Raw genomic sequence first — 18,580 nt, forward strand, 5'->3', positions numbered from 1 at the left:
GAGCGAAGCTAAATGGACGGCGCGCCCCCGAGCCGCTCAAGCCCGGGAAGTCGGCCCCCCAGGGGCCGACCGCCGGACTCGCGCGATGCGGCCTGCCCGCCCGCGCCTTTGTCGCTCTGAACATCGCAGTCCTTCGACCACCCACGCGAATGCCCGCAACGGGCTGCCAGAGGCCAGCGAGCAACAGGCCTTCTTCAATGCACTTGTGTCGCGTCAGGTCGCCGGCTGTCGATCAACAGGCCCTGGAGCGCAGTCTGCCGAGCACTTCAGCAGGCATCACGGGCAGCGTGGCGGTGGACATCGGCGGGCCTTCACCGCGTGCGGCGGTACCAGAACGCGTCGGCGACGTGCGCCATGCCGGCGCGCTCGTAGAAACCCACGGCCTCGGGTACCGACAGCAGCACCAGGCTGACCTGTGGACCCAGCTGCCGGCGCGCTTCGTCGAGCAGCGCGTGGCCGACGCCCAGGCCCTGCGCCGAGCCGCATACGGCCAGGTCCGAGAGGTAGGCACACCAGCTGAAGTCGGTGATCGCGCGCGCGACGCCCACGATCTCGCCATCCGGGCCGCCGCGGCGTGCAACCAGCACGAGGTCGGCGGCATCGAGCATCTTCTGCAGCCGCGGCCGGTCGTCGATCGGGCGGATCGCGCCGAGGCCGGACTCGACCAGCACGCGTTGGAACTCGTCGACGGGCAGCGCCGGCTCGACGGCGCAGTGCACGGAACAGGGTGTGGAATCAGCCATGCCGCGACGATAGCGGCGCGGCCGTCGCGGGTCTTGGAAGAACCCGCAGCCGCCGGTGGCTCAGCCGCCGGCGACCGCGCGTTGGTATTCGCTCGGCGTCACGCCGACATGCTTGCGAAAGCTGCGCGTGAACGCGCTGTGGTCGGCGAAACCGGCGGCTTGCGCGATGGCCGCGACCGGCTGGCCGCCGGCCTCCAGCGCGCGCATCGCGGCTTCCAGCCGCACCGAGATCAACCAGCGTCGCGGCGGGATCTGCATCACGCGGGCGAACTGCCGCTCGAACTGCGCGACCGACAGGTGGGCCATCGCGGCCAGCGCGCCGATGCGCCAGTCGTTCGCGGGGCGGGCCTGCACCTGATCGATCACCTGGCGCAAGCGGCCCAGCACCTGCGCGCTCTGCGCGGACAGCTGCAGGTCGCGCGAGATGCCGACGACGCCGGTGACGCGGCCATCCACTTCGAGCGGCAGCTTGCGGGTCAGGCACCAGCCGTGCTGGTGGTTCGGGAACAGGTGGCGCTCCAGCTCGTCGAGCAGCGGCCGGCCGGATTCGATCACCGCGAGGTCCTGGGCGTGGTAGCTCGCGCCCAGCGGCTCGGGAAAGACGTCCTCGGGCGTGCGGCCGAGCAGCGCCGCTTCGTCGGCCAGGCCCAGGCGCTGCAGCAGCGTGCGGTTGGCGCAGCGGTAGCGGCCGGCGCGGTCCTTCGCGAAGAAGACGACGTCCGGGCAGGCGTCGAACAGCGTGCGGGCGGTGGCCAGGGACAGCGTCAGTGCCTGCCCGGCCGCCCGAAGGGCACTGCGCCCCTCGGGGGCCGCGAACGGAGTGAGCTGGGGGCTCATGATTGCATTGTGCAGATTTCCGCATCGGCTTCGCGGCGCCGATGCAAGACGCGACGGCCCCTCGCATCGAAGAATCGGCGCATGAAGCACCTCTCGTTCATCGATTCCCACACCGGCGGCGAACCCACCCGCGTGGTGCTCGACGGCTTCCCGCCGCTCGATCCGGCCCTGTCGCTGGCCGAGCGGCGCGGGCTGATGCAGCGCGAGCACGATGCCTGGCGGCGCGCTGTGGTGAACGAGCCGCGTGGCTCGGACGTGCTGGTCGGCGCGCTGCTGCTGGCGGCGGTCACGCCGGGCGCCGCGGCGTCGGTGATCTTCTTCAACAACGTCGGCACGCTCGGCATGTGCGGGCATGGCGCGATCGGCGTCATCGCGACGCTGCAGCACCTGGGCCGCATCGCGCCGGGCCTGCATGTGCTCGACACGCCGGTCGGTAGCGTGCGCTGCCTGCTGCACGGGGACGGCCGGGTGACTGTGCAGAACGTGCCGTCGTACCGACTGCACGCACAGGTCGCGGTCGAGGTGCCGGGTCTCGGCCCCGTGCGCGGCGACGTGGCCTGGGGCGGCAACTGGTTCTTCCTGGTCGACTGGCCGTCGACGCCGATCGCGCACGCGCATGTCGAGGCGCTGACCGATGCCGCTTGGCGCATCCGCCAGGCGCTGGGGGCGGCCGGAATCACCGGCCGTGACGGTGCGGAGATCGACCACATCGAGCTGTTCGGCGCCAGCGACGACGCCGACAGCCGCAGCTTCGTGCTGTGCCCCGGCCGGGCCTACGACCGCTCGCCCTGCGGCACCGGCACCAGCGCCAAGCTGGCATGCCTCGCGGCCGACGGCAAGCTGGCACCCGGGGCCGTGTGGCGCCAGCAAAGCGTGGTCGGCAGCGTCTTCGAGGCGCGCTACGGGCGCGCCGACGGCGGGCCGGACGGGGCGATCCTGCCGGAGATCACCGGCCAGGCCTTCGTCACCGCCGAAGGCCGGCTGCTGATCGACGAGCGCGACGCCTTCGGCTGGGGTTTCGGCGTGCGGAGCGTGGACGCGTGACGCGTGCGGACGTGCTGGTGATCGGCGCCGGCATCGTCGGGGCGTCGATCGCCTCCGCGCTGGCGGCGGAGGGCCGGCAGGTGCATGTGCTGAGCACGCTGGCGCCCGGCGACGGCGCGACGGCGGCCGGTATGGGTCACCTCGTGGTGCTCGACGACGATCCGGCGGAGCTGGACCTGAGCCGCTGGTCGCTCGAGCTCTGGCGCGACAGCCCGCACCTCGCGACCGGCGAGTACCGCGACTGCGGCACCTTGTGGCTGGCCACCGCCGACCACGAGCTGGCGGCGCTGCGCGACAAGCAGCAGCGCCTGCAGGCGGCCGGCATCGGCTGCGAGTGGATCGACCCGCAGGCGCTGGCGGTGGCCGAGCCGTCGCTGCGGCGCGGGCTGGTCGCCGGCCTGCGCGTCGCGGGCGACGGCGTGCTCTACGCGCCTCGCGTGGCGTGGGCGCTGTTGCACGACGAAGGACGCGGCCGCATCACCTGGGAGAGCGGCGCCACGGTGCGTGCGCTGCTGCCCGGCGGCGTGCAGCTCGACGATGGCCGGCGCCTGGATGCCGGCGCGGTCGTGCTCGCGGCCGGCCTCGACAGTGCGCGGCTGCTGCCGGAGCTGCGCTTCCTCCCCCGAAAAGGTCACCTGGCGATCACCGACCGCTGCGCGCTGCCGCTGCGCCACCAGGTGGTCGAGGTGGGCTACGGCGCCAGCGCGCATGGCGGCGCCGATTCGCTGGCCTTCAACCTGCAGCCCAGGCCGACGGGCCAGCTGCTGATTGGCTCGTGCCGCCAGGTCGGCCGCGACGACCGCACCATCGATCCGGCGATGCTGGGCCGCATGGTGGGCCGCGCGGTGGCGTTCGTGCCGGCGCTGGCCGACGTGCCGGTGCTGCGCGCCTGGACCGGCGTGCGCCCCGGCAGCGCCGATGGCCGGCCGTGCATCGGCCGCTGGCCGCTGCTGCGCGATGTGTGGATCGCCGCGGGTCACGAGGGCCTGGGCATCACGACGGCGCCGGCCACCGCGCAGCTGATCGTCGCGCAGATGGCCGGCCAGGCGACGCCGATCGATGCCACGCCATTCGATCCCGCGCGCATGGTGGCGACCGAGGCCGCGGCATGAAGCTGACGGTGGTGATCGACGGCCGGCGCTGCGAGGCGCACGACGGCCAGAGTCTCGCGGCGCTGCTGTGGGCGCTGAAGCTGCCGGCGCGGCGCAGCGTATCGGGCGAGCCCCGGTTGCCCTGGTGCGGCATGGGCATCTGCGGCGAGTGTCGTGTCGCGGTGGACGGCCGCGATGGCGTGCTGGCCTGCCTGACGCCCTGCCGCGACGGCCAGCAGGTGCAGACGCAGCGGGGCGCGCGGCGATGAAGCTGGTGGTGGTGGGCGCCGGTCCGGCCGGCTTGAACGCGGCGGTCGCCGCCGCCGGGTGCGGCGCGCACGTCACGCTGCTCGACCAGATGCCGGCGGCGGGCGGCCGCATCTGGGCCGGCAGTTCGGCGCCACCGGCACTCGACGCGTTGTGCGCGCGCGCCGCGGCGCTCGGCGTGAACCGGCTGCAGGGCGCGCGCGTGATCGCGGCCGACGGGTTGCGGCTGCTGGTCGAGATGCCCACCGATGCGCGCTGGCTGGCCGCGGACCGCATCGTCGTCGCCACCGGTGCGCGCGAGCTGCAGCTGCCGTTTCCCGGCTGGACGCTGCCCGGCGTGATCGCCGCCGGCGGCCTGCAGCTGATGGTCAAGAGCGGCCTCGACCTGCACGGGCGGCGCGTCGTGGTGGCCGGCAGCGGTCCGCTGCTGCTGGCGGTCGCCGAGAGCGCGCGCGCCGCGGGGGCCGAGGTGCTCGCGATCGCCGACCAGGCCGCGCCGGCGCGTGTGTGGCGCTTCGCGGCGGGGCTGGTGCACAGCCCTGCGCGCCTGGTGCAGGCGATGCGCCTGCGCGCGGCGCTGTGGCGCACGCCCTACCTCGCCGGCTGGCGCATCGCCGCGGCGGATGCGGGCGCGACGGCTGCCGCCGGTGCGACCGCTGCGGCCGACGGCGCGCTCGCCGCAGTTCGGCTGGTGCAGCGCGACGGCCGGCAGCAGTCGATCAACTGCGACCTGCTCGCGGTCGGCCACGGCCTGGTGCCGGAACTGCAGCTGCCGGCGCTGCTCGGCTGCGCGCTCACGGCGCGCGGCGTGAAAGTCGACGCGCTGGGCGCGAGCTCGGTGCCGGGCATCTACGCCGCGGGTGAAAGCACCGGCATCGGCGGCGCGATCAAGGCGGCGCTGGAAGGGCGCATCGCGGGCCTGGCGGCCGCGGGCGACGACGCGGCGGCCCGCGCGCTCGGCCCCGCGCTGCGCCGCGAGCGTGACTTCGCGGACCGGCTGCACGAGGCCTTCGAGCCCCGCCTCGACGAATGCCCGCGGCCGGATGCGACGACGCTGATCTGCCGCTGCGAGGACGTGCCGTGGCGCGCGGTGCAGGCCTGCGGCAGCTGGCGCGAGGCGCGCTTGATGACCCGCTGCGGCATGGGCCACTGCCAGGGCCGGCTGTGCGGCGCCGCGGCGGCGCGGCTGCAGGGCTGGACGGTGAACGATGCGCGGCCGCCGTTCATGCCGGCGCGCGCCGGCACGCTGGCGGCGCTGGCGTCTCGCGCGAACGCGCAGGAATGAACGGCGATCCGCGGCGCCGTGCCGCGGGTGATCAGGCCAGCGCCAGCGGGTCGACGCGACGGTGCGCGGCCTCGCTCAGGTCGCGGCGGTGCCAGCCCTCGCCGGGCCGGATCGGGTACTCGGCCGCGTAGCAGCCGTCGGCCGAGACGATCTCCAGGTACAGCACCGGTGCGTCCTCGCGTTCGATGCGTTCCGCCACGTAGGCGAACATCGTGTCGGGCCGGTCCTCGGCCAGCAGCTGCTCGAACAGCGCGCGGCGCCGTCCCGGGTCGCGCAGGCTCTCGGCGTCGAGGATGCCGCGCGAGGGCAGCGGAATCCAGTCGGTGGCCAGCAGCTCGCCCGGGATGCAGATGTCCATCTCGATCGAGTAGACCTGCCCGTCGGTCTGCATGCCGCGGCGGATGTAGCTGCGCAGCGGCGTGAAGAACTCGCGGAACGCCGCGTTGACGTCGGCCGCTTCCATGAAGCGGTGCCGGCGGCGGCCGCGGTAATCGTCGGGCGGCTGGCCGTTGACCAGGGTCTGGGCGAGGGCGGCGAAATCCATGCGCCAAAGCATGCCGCAGGGACCTGCGGCGTGAATTGTGACGTCCGTGATTGATTTCGCCGGTTTTGCGGGTTTGAAGTGCGGCGCAGCCCGATCACCTCCGGAAGGTCCGCCCGGCCCGGCGTCCGTCTCGTCGCGTCGCGCTGGTCCGCCGGCGCGAGGCAGGTAGAGTGACGCGCCGCTCGAACCAACCATCCCCTTCGCCTTTCAACTTCTTCATGCGTGCCCACAACGAGAGCGTGCCCACGACCGCGCCGCACCTGCCGGACCCGCGGCACGCCCGTCGCGTCCCCTCCCACATCCGCCCCGAGCAGCTGGAGCGTGTGCGGCAGGCCGCCTACGTGCTGCCGCAGGTCGTGAAGCCGGCCGATTACCTGGCTCCGCACAGCCCCGGCTTCGAAGCCCACCTCGACCAGCTTGGCTTCGTGCTGCTGCAGAAGGCCGCCGGCACGCGGCCGAGCCGCTGGATCGACCCGGCGTTGATCGACGCCGCACTCGCGCACCTGGACGCGGTCGGCAGCGGACCGCCCGCTCGGCAGCTGATGCTCGAGCGGCAGTCGGTGCTCGACGCGATGGGCCTCACGCGCCATGCCGGTGCCTTCACGCGCGCGCTGCAGCACACGCTCGAGGTGCCGGTGCCCGATGGCGCGCCGTGGCGCCTGCTGCTGCCCTGGCGTCTGCCCGTGCCGGACGAGCCGGTCTGGACCTTCTACCGCAGCGGCGACAAGGCCGCGCTGCGCGACGCGCTGGGGCCGGTGCCGCCGCATCCCCAGGCCGACGAGATCGGCCGGCACCTGGCGGCCCTGGTCGCGCGCAGCCATGCCTGGGCACCGGACGAGCTCGATTCGCTGCTGCCGCGCCTGCAGGCCGAGGTGAATGCACCCCCCAGCGCACTCGGCCCTGTCCCTTCGGACGGCCCGGCCGGACTGACCCCGCAGGGCCTGGCGGAGCTGAAGGCCGCCTGCAGCCGCGCCCAGGACCGCTGGGAGCAGCGGATCAACGAGCTGAACGCGCTGCAGGGCCTGAACAGCGAGCTCGCGTTCCAGGGCTATCCGGACAGCTTCGTCCACGCGCGTGCGCTGCAGCGCAGCGTCACCTTGTACGTCGGCCCACCCAACAGCGGAAAGACGCATGCAGCGTTCGAGCGCTTGGCGCAGGCGCATGACGGCGCCTACCTCGCGCCGCTGCGGCTGCTGGCGCTGGAAGGGCGCGACCGGCTCGTCGCGCGCGGCGTGCCGTGCTCGCTGCTGACCGGCGAGGAGAACGTGCCGGCGCCGGGCGCGCGCGTGGTGTCGAGCACGATCGAGATGGTCGATACGAACCGGCCGATCGACGTCGCGGTGATCGACGAGGCGCAGATGGTCTTCGACGCCTCGCGTGGCTGGGCCTGGACGCAGGCCATCGTCGGCGTGCCGGCGAACGAGCTGGTCATCATCTGCTCCGAGTACGCCGTGCCCGCGTTGCAGAACCTGCTGGGCCTGTGCGGCGAGCGCTGCCGCGTGCGCGTCTTCGAGCGCAAGCAGCATGTCGAGCTGCTGCCGCGGCCGCAGGCGCTGAAGAGCCTGCGCCACGGCGACGCGGTGGTGGCCTTCAGCCGCCGCGAGGTGTTGACGCTGCGCGACGGCATCGCCGCGAACGGGCACCCGGTGTCGGTGGTCTATGGCGCGCTGCCGCCCGAAGTGCGACGGCGCGAGGCCGAGCGCTTCGCCAGCGGCGAGTCGCACATCCTGGTCGCCACCGACGCCATCGGCATGGGCCTGAACCTGCCGATCCGGCGCGTGCTGTTCAGCACGCTGGTCAAGTTCGACGGCCTCGACGACCGCCTGCTGACCGAAGCCGAGGTGCACCAGATCGCGGGCCGCGCCGGCCGCTTCGGCATCCACGAGGAGGGCTTTGCCGGCGTGCTTGAAACAGCCGAGCCGACCGCGCTGCGCCACCTGCGCGACCTGCACCACAAGACGCCGAAGGCGCCGCGCCACTTCAAGGCGCCGGTGGCGCCGAACCGCTGGCATGTCGAGACCATCGCCGCGCGGCTGCACCTGGTGCGGCTGCGCGATGTGCTGGGGGTGTTCGTCGAGCGGCTGAAGCTCGACGACGCGCACTTCGCGGTGGCCGACCTCGACGAGATGCTCGCGCTGGCCGAAGCGCTGGACCGCAGTGCGCCGTCGCTGCGCCTGGGCGACCGCTTCACCTATGCGCAGGCGCCGGTGGACTCCCGCAGCGAGGGCCAGCTGATGGAGTTCCTCGACTGGGCCGCGAACCATGCCGCGGCGGGGCGCGCGGGCCGGCCGTGGTTCCTCGACGCGGTGGACGGCCACAGCCGGCTCGACCGTATCGAGCAGGCCCTGCGCGCCTGTTCGCTGTGGCTGTGGCTCGACCTGCGCTTCCCCGGCGTCTACGGCCATGTCGACGCCGTGAACGCGCTGCGCGACGCGCTGAACGACGGCATCGAGCGCCAGCTGAAGGGCGCGCGACCGCTCGCGCAGCGGCGCGGACCCTCGGGCGTCAGCCGCCGCCGGGCCGCCCCAAGGCGGCTGAGGTCCCCTCGGGGGGCAGGAGCGAAGCGACGTGGGGGTCCATTCAGTGCTCGTCGGCAGCGGCCTGGGCGACGAGGCTGGACTGCGCATCCGGCGTGCGCTCGCCGCGCAGGATCTCGCGGCCGGTGAGCCAGGTGCCGCAGACGCCGCAGAAGACGATGATGGCGATGCCCAGCATCGACCACTCGTCCGGCACGTGCGCGAAGACCAGCCAGCCGCCGATGGCGCCGAAGAAGATCTGCAGGTAGAGGTAGGGCGTCAGCACCGCGACCGGCGCGCGCGCGTAGGCCATGATCAGCAGGAAGTGGCCGGCCGCGCCGAACACGCCCATCAGCCCCATGCCCCACCAGATCGTCGGCGGCACCGCCTGCCAGACGAAGGGCAGCGAGACGCTGGTGACCGCCAGCCCGCCGAGGCCCGAGTAGAGGTGGATGGTGCCCGGCTGGTCGACACGCGCGAGCTGGCTGGTCAGCACCTGGAACCCGAGGTTCGCAGCGACCAGCAGCAGCGGCAGCAGCAGCACCGGCGTGAACATCTCGCGGCCCGGCCGCAGCACGACCAGCGTGCCGACGAAGCCGCCGGCGATGCAGGCCCAGCGCAGCCACGAGACGCGCTCGCCCATGCCGAAAGCCGCGATCACCGTCAGCAGCAGCGGCGTCAGCATCACGATGGCGGTGAACTCGCCGACGTGCATGCGCCCGAGCGCGATGAAGCCGATGCCATTGCAGGTGACCAGCAGCAGCGCACGCAGCGCCTGCAGGCCGGGCCGCTCGCTCTTCAGCAGCCGCAGGCCCTGCTGCGGCAGCAGCATCGCCGCGGTGGCCACGGTCTGCACGACGTAGCGCACCCACAGCGCCATCAGCACCGGCGCGGCCGCGGTGGCGACGAACTTCGACGTGGTGTCCAGCGCGCCGAAGCACAGCAGCGCCAGCACGATGCAGGCGACGCCGCCGATGCGCGGCACGGAACGGGGCGGCAGCAGCTCGGCCGGCGTGGAATGCATGCGGCCGACTATCGCATCGAGCGCGCGCCGGTCCCCGCGGCGGCGGCGCTCAGGTCACCGGCGCCGGGTTGAACAGCACCAGCGCGTTGTGCAGCTTCCACTGTTCGGCCCAGGTCCGGCGGCGGCCGCTGGCGACGTCGAGCATGCAGCGAAAGAGCTCCCAGCCGACGTCCTCGATCGTCGCGTCGCCATCGGCGATGCGGCCGGCGTTGATGTCCATCAGGTCGTGCCAGCGGCGCGCGAGGTCGCTGCGCGTGGCGACCTTGATCACCGGCACCTCGGCCAGGCCGTAGGGCGTGCCGCGGCCGGTGGTGAAGACATGCAGGTTCATGCCGGCGGCCACCTGCAAGGTGCCGCAGATGAAGTCCGACGCGGGCGTGGCCGCGTAGACCAGGCCGCGCTCGATGCCGCGGTCCTTCAGGCTTTCGCCGGGCGACAGCACGCCGGCGATCGGCGCGCTGCCGCTCTTGACGATCGAGCCCATCGCCTTCTCGACGATGTTCGACAGCCCGCCCTTCTTGTTGCCCGGCGTGGTGTTGGCGCTGCGGTCGGCGCTGCCGCGCTGCAGGTAGGCGTCGTACCAGGCCATCTCGCGGATCATCGCGTCGGCGATCTCCGGCGTCGCGGCGCGCGACGTGAGCTGGTCGATGCCGTCGCGCACCTCGGTGACCTCGCTGAACATCACCGTCGCGCCGGCGCGCACCAGCAGGTCGGTGCAGAAGCCGACCGCCGGGTTCGCCGTCACGCCGCTGAAGGCATCGCTGCCGCCGCACTGCACGCCGACGACCAGCGCGCTGGCCGGCACCGTCTCGCGACGGCGTGCGTTCAGGCGCTCGAGGTGCTCCTCGGCGGTGGTCATGATCGACTGGATCATCGACAGGAAGCCGACGTGCGCGTCGTCCTGCAGGCAGACGACGTCGAGCGCGGCTTCGGCCGTCGCCCCGACATCCGCGACGTTGCGCTCGTCGACGATCGCGAACGTGCCCGGCGGAAGCAGGCGCTCCGGCTGCAGCTTCTCGCAGCCCAGGCTCACCACCATCACCTCGTTGCCGAAGTTCGGGTTCTTCGTGATGTTGCGCAGCGTGCGGATCGGCACCACCGCGTCGGGTGCGTCGATCGCCACGCCGCAGCCGTAGCCGTGCGCAAGGCCGACCACGTCGTCGACGTTCGGGTACTTCGGCAGCAGCTCGCGCTTGATGCGCTCGACCGCGAACTCGACGACGCCGGCGACACACTGCACCGTCTCGGTGATCGCCAGGATGTTGCGCGTGCCGACCGAGCCGTCGGCATTGCGGTAGCCCTCGAAGCTGTGGCCTTCCAGCGGCGGCAGCGGCGGTGCTTTCACGGTGCCGATCGGCAGGCCGTCGAGCGACCGCGCGGCCGGCATCTCGAGCAGCCGCTCGTGCACCCAGCTGCCCTTCGGTATCGCCTTCGCGGCGCGGCCGATCACGACGTTGTAGCGCCGCACGGCGTCGCCGGCGGCGAGGTCGACCAGCGCGACCTTGTGCCCCTGCGGCACGCGCTCGACCAGTGTCAGCCCGTCGGCGAACACGGTGCCGGCGGGCAGGCCGCCGTCGTTGGCGACGATCGCGACGTTGTCGCGCTCGTCCATGCGAATGGTCAGCGGCTCCATGGCGCGTGCTCCACGTGCGGGATCAGTCTGCGGTGATCTTGCCGACTTCGATGACCTTCTTCCAGCGTGCGAACTCGGCGGCCTGGAAGGCGGTGAACTGCTCGGGCGTATTGCCGACGATCTCGAAGCCGAGCTCCAGCAGCTTGGGCTTGACGCTGGCGTCGTTCAGCGCGGCGACGATGCCCTCGTGCAGCCTGGCCTTGATGTCCGCCGGCAGCCCCTTCGGCGCCGCGAAGGCCTGCCACGAATAGACGGTGACGCCCTTGATGCCCAGTTCCTCCATCGTCGGCACGTCGGGCAGCAGCGGCGAGCGCTTCGTGCTGGTGATCGCCAGCGGCCGCAGCTTGCCGGCCTTGAAGTTCGGCATGCCGGTGTTGATGTTCATGAAGGTCGCGTCGACCTGGCCGCCGATCAGGTCGGACATCGCCGGCGCGCCGCCCTTGTAGGGCACGTGGATCGCCTTCGTGCCGGTCTCCTGCCAGAACAGCTCGGCGGTCAGGTGGTCCGAGGTGCCGTTGCCCGCCGACGCGAAGGTCATCTTCTCCGGGTTGGCCTTGATGAACTTCATCAGGTCGGCGAAGGTCTTGTGCGGCGACGTGGCCGGCACCGTCAGCACGTTCGGCGCCTGTACCGCGACGGTGATGTAGTCGAAATCCTTCAGCGGGTCGTAGCCGGCGCTCTTCACCAGGTGCGGGCCGATCACGAAGGGGCCCAGCGACGAGACGAAGACCAGCGTGCCGTCGGGCGGCGCGCGCTTGGCCTGCGCCGCGCCGACCGTGCCGCCGGCACCGGCCTTGTTCTCGATCACGAAGGTGCTGCCGGCGAACTTCTCCTGCAGCTTGGCGCCGACGGTGCGTGCGATCAGGTCGGTCGAGCCGCCGGGCGGGAAGGGCACCAGCAGCGTGACGGGCTTCGACGGCCAGGCCTGGGCCTGGGCGCCGCCGGCTGCGGCGAGGGCCAGGGTGAATGCGATCGCGAAGGGGGCGAGCAACTGTCTCATTCGACTGTCTCCTAACGTTTTAAGGGCGTGGCATGACATCAGGGCCGGCGGCCGAACTCGGCCTGCGCGCGAGTCCAGCGGCGGGCCTGCTCGCTCAACGAGAAGCCCAGGCCCGGCCGGGTCGGCACCTGGATGCGGCCGCCGCCGATCTGCAGCCGCTCGTTGAACAGCGGCTCCAGCCAGTCGAAGTGCTCGACCCAGGGCTCGGTGGGATAGGCGGCGGCGAGGTGCACATGCAGCTCCATCGCGAAATGCGGCGCCAGCATCAGCCCGGCGGCCTCGGCCTGCGCAACAATCTTCAGGAAGGGCGTGACGCCGCCCACGCGCGGTGCATCGGGCATCAGGTAGTCCGCCGCACGATGCCGGATCAGGTCGCCATGCTCGGCCGGGCTGGTCAGCATCTCGCCGGTGGCGATCGGCGTGTCGAAGGCGGCGGCCAGCGCGGCATGGCCCTCGTGGTCGTAGGCGTCGAGCGGCTCCTCGATCCACACCAGGTCGCAGTCCTCGAAGGTGCGGCACATGCGTTGCGCGGTCGGCCGGTCCCACTGCTGGTTGGCGTCGACCATCAGCGGCACGTGGTCGCCCAGGTGCTGGCGCACCGCGGCCACGCGGCGGATGTCCTCGGCGCGGTCGGGCTGGCCGACTTTGAGCTTGATGCCGCCGATGCCGCGCTCGATCGACGCCGCGGCATTGACCAGCAACTGGTCCAGCGGCGTGTGCAGGAAGCCGCCCGAGGTGTTGTAGCAGGCGACCGAGTCACGGTACGCGCCCAGCAGCTTGGCCAGCGACAGCCCCGCGCGCCTGGCCTTCAGGTCCCACAGCGCGACGTCGAAGGCGCCGATGGCCTGCGTCGCCAGCCCGCTGCGGCCGACCGATGCGCCGGCCCAGCAGAGCTTGGTCCACAGCCGGCCGATGTCGCTCGGGTCTTCGCCGATCAGCGCCGGCGCGATCTCCTGCGCATGCGCGAACTGGCCCGGTCCGCCGGCGCGCTTCGAGTAGCTGAAGCCCAGGCCCTCGTGGCCGTCGGCGGTGCGCAGCTCGACGAACAGCAGCGCGACCTCGGTCATCGGCTTCTGGCGGCCGGTCAGCACCTTGGCGTCACTGATCGGCGTGGCCAGCGGCAGCGCGCAGGCCGACAGGCGCAGCCAGGCGATGGTGTCGGAGCCGGCAGGCGAGGTTGTGGCTAACGTTGTCATTTCGGGGGATTGGAGTAGTGCGAACAGCTTTGATACTCACCCTGAGCGGCGCCAGGGTTTGCTTCGGCGTGGCGCGAATGATAACGTTGTCATTTCGCTGGTCATCAAAGCCCCGATGCCGGGGTCGGACAATGGCCGGCCGCCACCGATGCCCGCCATGAGCGCCCTTCCTCCCAAGACCGCCACCCTGCACGACGTCGCCCAAGCCGCCGGCGTCTCGCTGATCACCGCGTCGCGCGCGCTGAGCAATCCCGAGCGGGTGTCGAAGCCGACGATCGAGCGCGTGCTGAAGGCCGTCGAGGCCACCGGCTACATCCCGAACCGCATGGCCGGCGGCCTGAAGTCCAGGCGCAGCCTGACCGTCGGCGCGCTGGTGCCGGTGATCTCGGTGCCGCAGTTCCTGCCGACGGTGCAGACCCTGACGCAGTCGCTGGACGCCGCGGGCTACCAGCTGCTGCTCGGGCAGACCGGCTACGACCACGGGCGCGAGGCAGCGCTGCTCGACACCTTCATCGGCCGCCGCGTCGACGGCATCGTCGTCGCCGGCCTGCTGCAGCACTCGCCGGCGGTCGATCGGCTGCGACGGCTTGGCATTCCCGTGGTCGAGACCTGGGATGCGAACGAGCGGCCGCTGGACATGCTGGTCGGCTTCTCGCATGTGAAGGTGGGCAGCGCGGTGGCCGGCTTCTTCCTGTCGCGCGGCTGGCAGCGGGTGGGCATCGCGTCGGGCGACGACGAACGCGCGCGCACGCGGCGCGACGGCTTTCTCGCCGCCTTCGGCCGCGACGTCCCGACCGCCTTCGTCAAGGCGCCGAGCAACCTCGCGCTCGGCCGCTCCGCGCTGCGCGAGCTGCTCACCCACGACCGTGGCCTGCGCGCGGTTTTCTGCAGCTCCGACGGCCTCGCCAGCGGTGTGCTGACCGAGGCCCGTGCGCAGGGCCTGCGCGTGCCCGAAGACCTGGCGGTGATCGGCTTCGGCGATGCCGACTTCGCCGCCTACCTGGAACCCGCGCTGAGCACCGTGCAGATCGACGGCGCCGCCATCGGCCGCCACGCCGCGCAGCTGCTGCTGGCGCGCTGCCGCGGCGAACCGGTGGCGCAGCACGTCGTCGATGTCGGCTTCCGCATCATCGAACGGGCATCGACGGCGGCCTGAAGACAGTGGTTTCCGATACGCGGCGCAAACTTTCGCACCGCCGCTTGCAAAAGTGGCAATCGCCGCGGGCGGTCGTGTGACTTCCCACAGTCGCGTGCCGGCAAGGCCCCCTTAAGCTCGTGCCGTTTGCCTCGTGTCGTCGTCTGTTGCCGCCTCGTCCCATGAAACTCATCGGAATCTCTCTTCGCAAGCCGAGCTTCGGCGAACTGACCGCCGCCGCCGTCATGGCCACCGGGCTGTGGCTGGCCGCGCTCGGGCTGCTGCGACTGCTCCATGCCGACGTGAGCAAGGCGGATGCCGGCGCCCTTTTGCTGGTGTCGGCCTGGGCCTGCGTTTCGGCGCGGCTGGGCATCCGCATCGGAATGGGCCGCGCGCACCTGCTGGCCAACCTGATGGGCAGTGGCGCGCTGCTGCTGGTCTACGAAGGCGCACGCCAGTTCGTCGGTGCCTGAGTTGCCGTCAGTCCTACGCGCCGCGCGGCGCTTGTAGGCCTCGGACGACTCGACGGCAGGCCGTGCTCCGATAGTGCGGGCCTGCCGCATGCCCTAGCGTTGCAGCATCCAAAACTTCTTTCGCGAGGCATGCCATGAACATCATCCTGTGGTTGGTTGTCGGTGGTCTGATCGGCTGGGTCGCCAGCCTGATCATGCGAACCGACGCGCAGCAGGGCATGATCCTGAACGTCGTGGTCGGCATCATCGGCGCGCTGCTCGGCGGTTTCCTGCTGGCACCGATGCTCGGGACCGGCACGATCAACAGCAACGACTTCAGCGTCGCCTCGCTCGGGGTGTCGCTGCTGGGCGCGATCATCCTGCTGGCGATCGTGAATCTGGTGCGCCGCGGCACCGCACGCTAACCGTCACCATCCCAGGGACCGAGGGCCGGAGCTTGCTCCAGGCCCTCTGTCTCGTGGAATCCGCTCAAGCGGCACTGCCGTGCCGTGGTCAGCGCGTCACTCGCCGCCCGGTCCGCCACGGAACTCGTCGGCGACGATGCCGTGCCGGGCCAGCTTGTCGTACAGCGTCTTGCGCGCGATGCCGAGCGCTTCGCAGGTGGCGCTGACGACGCCGCGGTGGGCCTTCAGCGCCTGCTCGATCAGCGCCTTCTCGACCTGGTCCATCTGCTCCGGCAGCGCGATGCGCGGCGGCGGCCCGACGGCCGGCAGGCTGTCGCTGCCCAGGCCGAGCACGAAGCGTTCGGCGGCGTTGCGCAGCTCGCGCACGTTGCCCGGCCAGTCGTGTGCCATCAGGCGGCGGTTGAGCGCGCCGTCCGCGGCCTTCGGCTCGCGGCCATGCCGCGCCGCGGCCTGCATCACGAAGTGGTCGAACAGCAGCGGGATGTCCTCGCGCCGCTCGCGCAGCGGCGGCAGCGCCAGCACCGCGACGTTGAGCCGGTAGTAGAGGTCGCTGCGGAACTTCTGCTGGTCGCTCAGGACCTTGAGATCCGCCTTGGTCGCGGCGATCACGCGGATGTCCACCGGCAGCTCGTCGTTCGAGCCCAGGCGCTCGAGCCGGCGTTCCTGCAGCACGCGCAGCAGCTTGACCTGGAACGTCAGCGGCATGCTCTCGATCTCGTCGAGCAGCAGCGTGCCGCCGTCGGCATGCTCGATCTTGCCGACGCGGCGCTTCTGCGCGCTGGTGAAGGCGCCGGCCTCGTGGCCGAAGAGCTCGCTTTCCAGCAGCGTCTCGGGCAGGCCGCCGCAATTGATGGCGACGAAGTGCTTCGCGCGCCGGCTGCTCTGCTCGTGCAGGCAGCGCGCGACCAGCTCCTTGCCGGTGCCGGTCTCGCCGATGATCATCACGTCGGCCGACGTGGCGGCCAGCGCCTGCACCTCGCGCTGCAGGGCCTGCATGGCGGCCGAACGGCCGAGCAGCATGGCCTCGACGCCGCGCCGCCCTGCGAGCTCCTGGCGCAGCGACTGCACCTCCACGCTCAGCGATCGCTTCTCGAGCGCCCGCGTCGCGACGTCGACCAGCCGCTCGGGCGCGAACGGCTTCTCGATGAAGTCGTAGGCGCCGATGCGCATCGCCTCGACCGCCATGCCGACATCGCCGTGAGCGGTGATCAGGATCACCGGCAGCGTCGGCTCGATGCGCAGCGCTTGCGCCAGCAGCGCGAGGCCGTCCATGCGCGGCAGGCGCACGTCGGTGATCACGATGCCGCGGAAGCCCGGTGTCAGCGTGGCCAGCGCGTCTTCGGCCGAGCCGTGCGCGGAGACCGTGAAGCCGGCCAGCTCCAGCGTCTGCACCAGGCTGTGGCGCACCGGCGGGTCGTCCTCGATCAGCACGACGGTGAAGCCGTCAAACATGGCGTTCCTCGGAAGGGGTGGGCAAGGCCGGCGGGCCGGCGTCGGTGCCGGCGTCGGCCAGCGCCAGGTCGAATTCGAACACCGCGCCGCTGGCCGCGGGCACCGAGCGCAGCTGGCCGCCGAACTCGCGCACGATGTGCGACGAGATCACCAGGCCCAGGCCCAGGCCTTCGCCCGGCGGCTTGGTGGTGAAGAAGGGTTCGAAGAGGCGCTCGTTCAATGCCGCCGAGATGCCCGGCCCGCTGTCGATCACGCGCACGCGGGCGCGGCCACCGGTGACCTCGGCCTGCACCGTCAGCCGGCGCTCGGCCGTGCCGCGCAGCGCATCGGCGGCATTGCCCATCAGGTTGACCAGCACCTGCTCCAGGCGGTAGCCGTCGCACTGCACCTCGAGCGCGTCGGGCAGCTCGATGCGCAGCGTGATGTCCTCGTCCTGCAACCGCGTCGCGAGCAGCTGGCAGGCATTGGCCACCGCATCGGCCAGCGCCACCGGCCGCACCGACGACGGCGACTTGCGTGTGAAGGCCTTCAGCTGCGAGGTGATGCGGCCCATGCGCTCGACCAGCGAGGCGATCGACGACAGGTTCTCGCGCACCTGGTCGCCGCGGCCGCGGTCGAGCAGCAGCCGGCCGTTGGCGGCCAGCGCGCGCAGCGCGGTCAGCGGCTGCCCGAGCTCGTGCGAGATGCCGGCCGACAGCTGCCCCAGCAGCGCGAGCTTGCCGGACTGCACCAGCTCTTCCTGCGCCTGCCGCAGCACCTGCTCGGCATGGTGGCGCTCGTCGATCTCGTGGCGCAGCTCGCGGTTCGAGGCTTCGAGCTCGGCGGTGCGCTGGCGCACCTTGGCCTCGAGCTCGTCGTTGGCGCGCTGCAGCGCCGCGCGCGTGGCGAGCTTCTGCGCCACGACGCGCCTGCGCTGCACCACCAGCATCAGCAGGAGGGCGATGCAGGTGACCAGCGTGCCCGCGCCCCAGGCGGCGGTGCGCGCGTCGCGCTGCACGCTGGCGGCCGAAGACAGGATCAGCAGGCGCCAGCCGAAGCGCGCCAGCGGCCGCTCGTGCAGCACGTGCAGGCCCGTGCCGGGGCTGCCCGGCGCCTGCAGCCGCACCAGCTGCACGCCCCCGGGCAGCATGCGCGAGGGCACCGTCAGCGAGCCGAGCGGACGGTACTTCCAGCCCGGCACCGAGGACATGATCACCATGCCCTGCTGGTCGACGACCAGCGGCTTCTCGCTCTCGGCGCGGAACGCGGCATCGACCCACGTCGCCTCGATCGGCTCCAGGCTGATGCGCACCAGCAGCGCCCCCAGCGTGCGGCCGTCGCGCACCAGCGGCCGAGCCAGGCAGACCTCGGGCGCGCCGCTGGTCGGGTCGACCGCGAAGCGGCGCGCGTCCTGCCCGGCCAGCGCCTCGGCGACGCAGGGCTCGCTGGCGGCGATATGGTCGAGCTGCGAATCGGGCCGGTACCAGTCGCTGGTGGCGACGACGCGGCCGCGGCCGTCGATCACCGCCGCCCACAGCGCGCCGGAGCGGGTCGCGAAGCGCGTGAGCCGGCGGTTGACCGCGCCGCGGATGGCGTTCGGCTCGGGCGTGCGCAGCAGCGACTCGATCTCGCCGTCGGCATCGATCAGCCACGGCAGGTCGGCCTGCTTGCCGAGCTCGATGTCGAGCACCGCGGCATAGAGGTCGAGCTGGTGCGCGGCCGCGTCGTCCAGCCGCGCGAACTCGCGCCGCTCGCCCCAGGCGTAGGCGAGGGTGGCGGCCAGCGCCACCAGGGCCAGCATCAGCAGGGCGCCGATCAGCGGGACGGCGCGGCGGGCGAGCCGGGAGCGCGAGGGATTCAAACCGTCTTGGCAGGAATGGCGATCGCAGGCGATCGCCAGGGGGGAGAACGATGGCGGCGGCGGCCGCACGGGCGGCGCATCTTGGGCCATGGCGCA

The 18,580-nt window shown here is 72.2% G+C and carries 17 protein-coding genes; 8 read left to right on the forward strand and 9 right to left on the reverse strand.

The window, feature by feature from the left end; all coding sequences use genetic code 11:
* Positions 1–311: 311 nt before the first annotated feature.
* Positions 312–743 carry a GNAT family N-acetyltransferase gene (locus tag P1K89_RS29395; RefSeq protein WP_284620106.1) on the reverse strand — a complete coding sequence of 144 codons (432 nt, stop codon included), beginning with the start codon at positions 741–743 and terminating at the stop codon, positions 312–314.
* A gap of 60 nt (positions 744–803) precedes the next feature.
* On the reverse strand, positions 804–1,580 hold the full coding sequence (locus tag P1K89_RS29400) for an AraC family transcriptional regulator (protein WP_284620107.1): 777 nt from the start codon (positions 1,578–1,580) through the stop codon (positions 804–806).
* Between the two features lie 81 nt (positions 1,581–1,661).
* Between P1K89_RS29400 and P1K89_RS29405 the strand changes: the two genes are divergently transcribed.
* From P1K89_RS29405 to P1K89_RS29420, 4 genes are read left to right on the forward strand one after another with little or no spacing between them, the layout of a single operon-like run.
* A complete protein-coding gene (locus P1K89_RS29405) occupies positions 1,662–2,624 on the forward strand; it encodes a 4-hydroxyproline epimerase (protein WP_284620108.1) in 963 nt (320 codons plus the stop codon).
* Positions 2,621–3,736, forward strand: coding sequence for an NAD(P)/FAD-dependent oxidoreductase (locus P1K89_RS29410; RefSeq protein ID WP_284620109.1), 1,116 nt, complete (start codon positions 2,621–2,623; stop codon positions 3,734–3,736). The genes P1K89_RS29405 and P1K89_RS29410 overlap by 4 nt, the downstream gene beginning before the upstream one ends.
* Positions 3,733–3,984 carry a 2Fe-2S iron-sulfur cluster-binding protein gene (locus P1K89_RS29415; protein WP_284620110.1) on the forward strand — a complete coding sequence of 84 codons (252 nt, stop codon included), beginning with the start codon at positions 3,733–3,735 and terminating at the stop codon, positions 3,982–3,984. The genes P1K89_RS29410 and P1K89_RS29415 overlap by 4 nt, the downstream gene beginning before the upstream one ends.
* Positions 3,981–5,267 carry an NAD(P)/FAD-dependent oxidoreductase gene (locus P1K89_RS29420; protein WP_284620111.1) on the forward strand — a complete coding sequence of 429 codons (1,287 nt, stop codon included), beginning with the start codon at positions 3,981–3,983 and terminating at the stop codon, positions 5,265–5,267. Before P1K89_RS29415 ends, P1K89_RS29420 begins: the two co-directional genes overlap by 4 nt.
* A 31-nt stretch (positions 5,268–5,298) precedes the next feature.
* On the opposite strand, the gene P1K89_RS29425 is transcribed toward P1K89_RS29420, so the two are convergent.
* Positions 5,299–5,811: a hypothetical protein gene (locus tag P1K89_RS29425; protein ID WP_284620112.1), complete on the reverse strand. Its 513-nt coding sequence runs from the start codon at positions 5,809–5,811 to the stop codon at positions 5,299–5,301.
* A 218-nt stretch (positions 5,812–6,029) separates the two neighbouring features.
* On the opposite strand from P1K89_RS29425, the gene P1K89_RS29430 reads away from it, so the two are divergent.
* Positions 6,030–8,477 carry a helicase-related protein gene (locus P1K89_RS29430; RefSeq protein WP_284620113.1) on the forward strand — a complete coding sequence of 816 codons (2,448 nt, stop codon included), beginning with the start codon at positions 6,030–6,032 and terminating at the stop codon, positions 8,475–8,477.
* Here the strand turns inward: P1K89_RS29430 and P1K89_RS29435 are convergent.
* The 4 genes from P1K89_RS29435 to P1K89_RS29450 are packed head-to-tail and all read right to left on the reverse strand — an operon-like array spanning position 8,392 to position 13,180.
* A complete protein-coding gene (locus tag P1K89_RS29435; RefSeq protein WP_284620114.1) occupies positions 8,392–9,351 on the reverse strand; it encodes a DMT family transporter in 960 nt (319 codons plus the stop codon). The genes P1K89_RS29430 and P1K89_RS29435 overlap by 86 nt on opposite strands.
* Positions 9,352–9,400: 49 nt before the next feature.
* On the reverse strand, positions 9,401–10,984 hold the full coding sequence (gene garD / locus P1K89_RS29440; protein ID WP_284620115.1) for a galactarate dehydratase: 1,584 nt from the start codon (positions 10,982–10,984) through the stop codon (positions 9,401–9,403).
* Between the two features lie 22 nt (positions 10,985–11,006).
* Positions 11,007–11,984, reverse strand: a complete 978-nt coding sequence (locus tag P1K89_RS29445; protein WP_284620116.1) for a Bug family tripartite tricarboxylate transporter substrate binding protein — start codon at positions 11,982–11,984, stop codon at positions 11,007–11,009.
* A 38-nt stretch (positions 11,985–12,022) separates the two neighbouring features.
* Positions 12,023–13,180, reverse strand: a complete 1,158-nt coding sequence (locus P1K89_RS29450; protein ID WP_284620117.1) for an L-talarate/galactarate dehydratase — start codon at positions 13,178–13,180, stop codon at positions 12,023–12,025.
* Between the two features lie 157 nt (positions 13,181–13,337).
* Here P1K89_RS29450 and P1K89_RS29455 point away from each other — a divergent pair, with 157 nt between their 5' ends.
* From P1K89_RS29455 to P1K89_RS29465, 3 genes are all read left to right on the forward strand, one after another.
* The gene (locus tag P1K89_RS29455) at positions 13,338–14,336 is read left to right on the forward strand and encodes a LacI family DNA-binding transcriptional regulator (RefSeq protein WP_284620118.1); all 999 of its coding nucleotides are present in this window, start codon (positions 13,338–13,340) and stop codon (positions 14,334–14,336) included.
* A gap of 161 nt (positions 14,337–14,497) precedes the next feature.
* On the forward strand, positions 14,498–14,788 hold the full coding sequence (locus tag P1K89_RS29460) for a hypothetical protein (protein ID WP_284620119.1): 291 nt from the start codon (positions 14,498–14,500) through the stop codon (positions 14,786–14,788).
* A 134-nt stretch (positions 14,789–14,922) separates the two neighbouring features.
* On the forward strand, positions 14,923–15,192 hold the full coding sequence (locus tag P1K89_RS29465) for a GlsB/YeaQ/YmgE family stress response membrane protein (RefSeq protein ID WP_284620120.1): 270 nt from the start codon (positions 14,923–14,925) through the stop codon (positions 15,190–15,192).
* 96 nt (positions 15,193–15,288) lie between these two features.
* Here the strand turns inward: P1K89_RS29465 and P1K89_RS29470 are convergent, their stop codons facing one another.
* On the reverse strand, positions 15,289–16,644 hold the full coding sequence (locus tag P1K89_RS29470) for a sigma-54-dependent transcriptional regulator (protein ID WP_284620121.1): 1,356 nt from the start codon (positions 16,642–16,644) through the stop codon (positions 15,289–15,291).
* On the reverse strand, positions 16,637–18,484 hold the full coding sequence (locus P1K89_RS29475; protein WP_284620122.1) for a sensor histidine kinase: 1,848 nt from the start codon (positions 18,482–18,484) through the stop codon (positions 16,637–16,639). Before P1K89_RS29475 ends, P1K89_RS29470 begins: the two co-directional genes overlap by 8 nt.
* Positions 18,485–18,580 lie beyond the last annotated feature (96 nt).

Origin of the sequence: Aquabacterium humicola (assembly GCF_030167915.1) — a bacterium.
GTDB classification, from domain to species: domain Bacteria; phylum Pseudomonadota; class Gammaproteobacteria; order Burkholderiales; family Burkholderiaceae_C; genus Pseudaquabacterium; species Pseudaquabacterium humicola.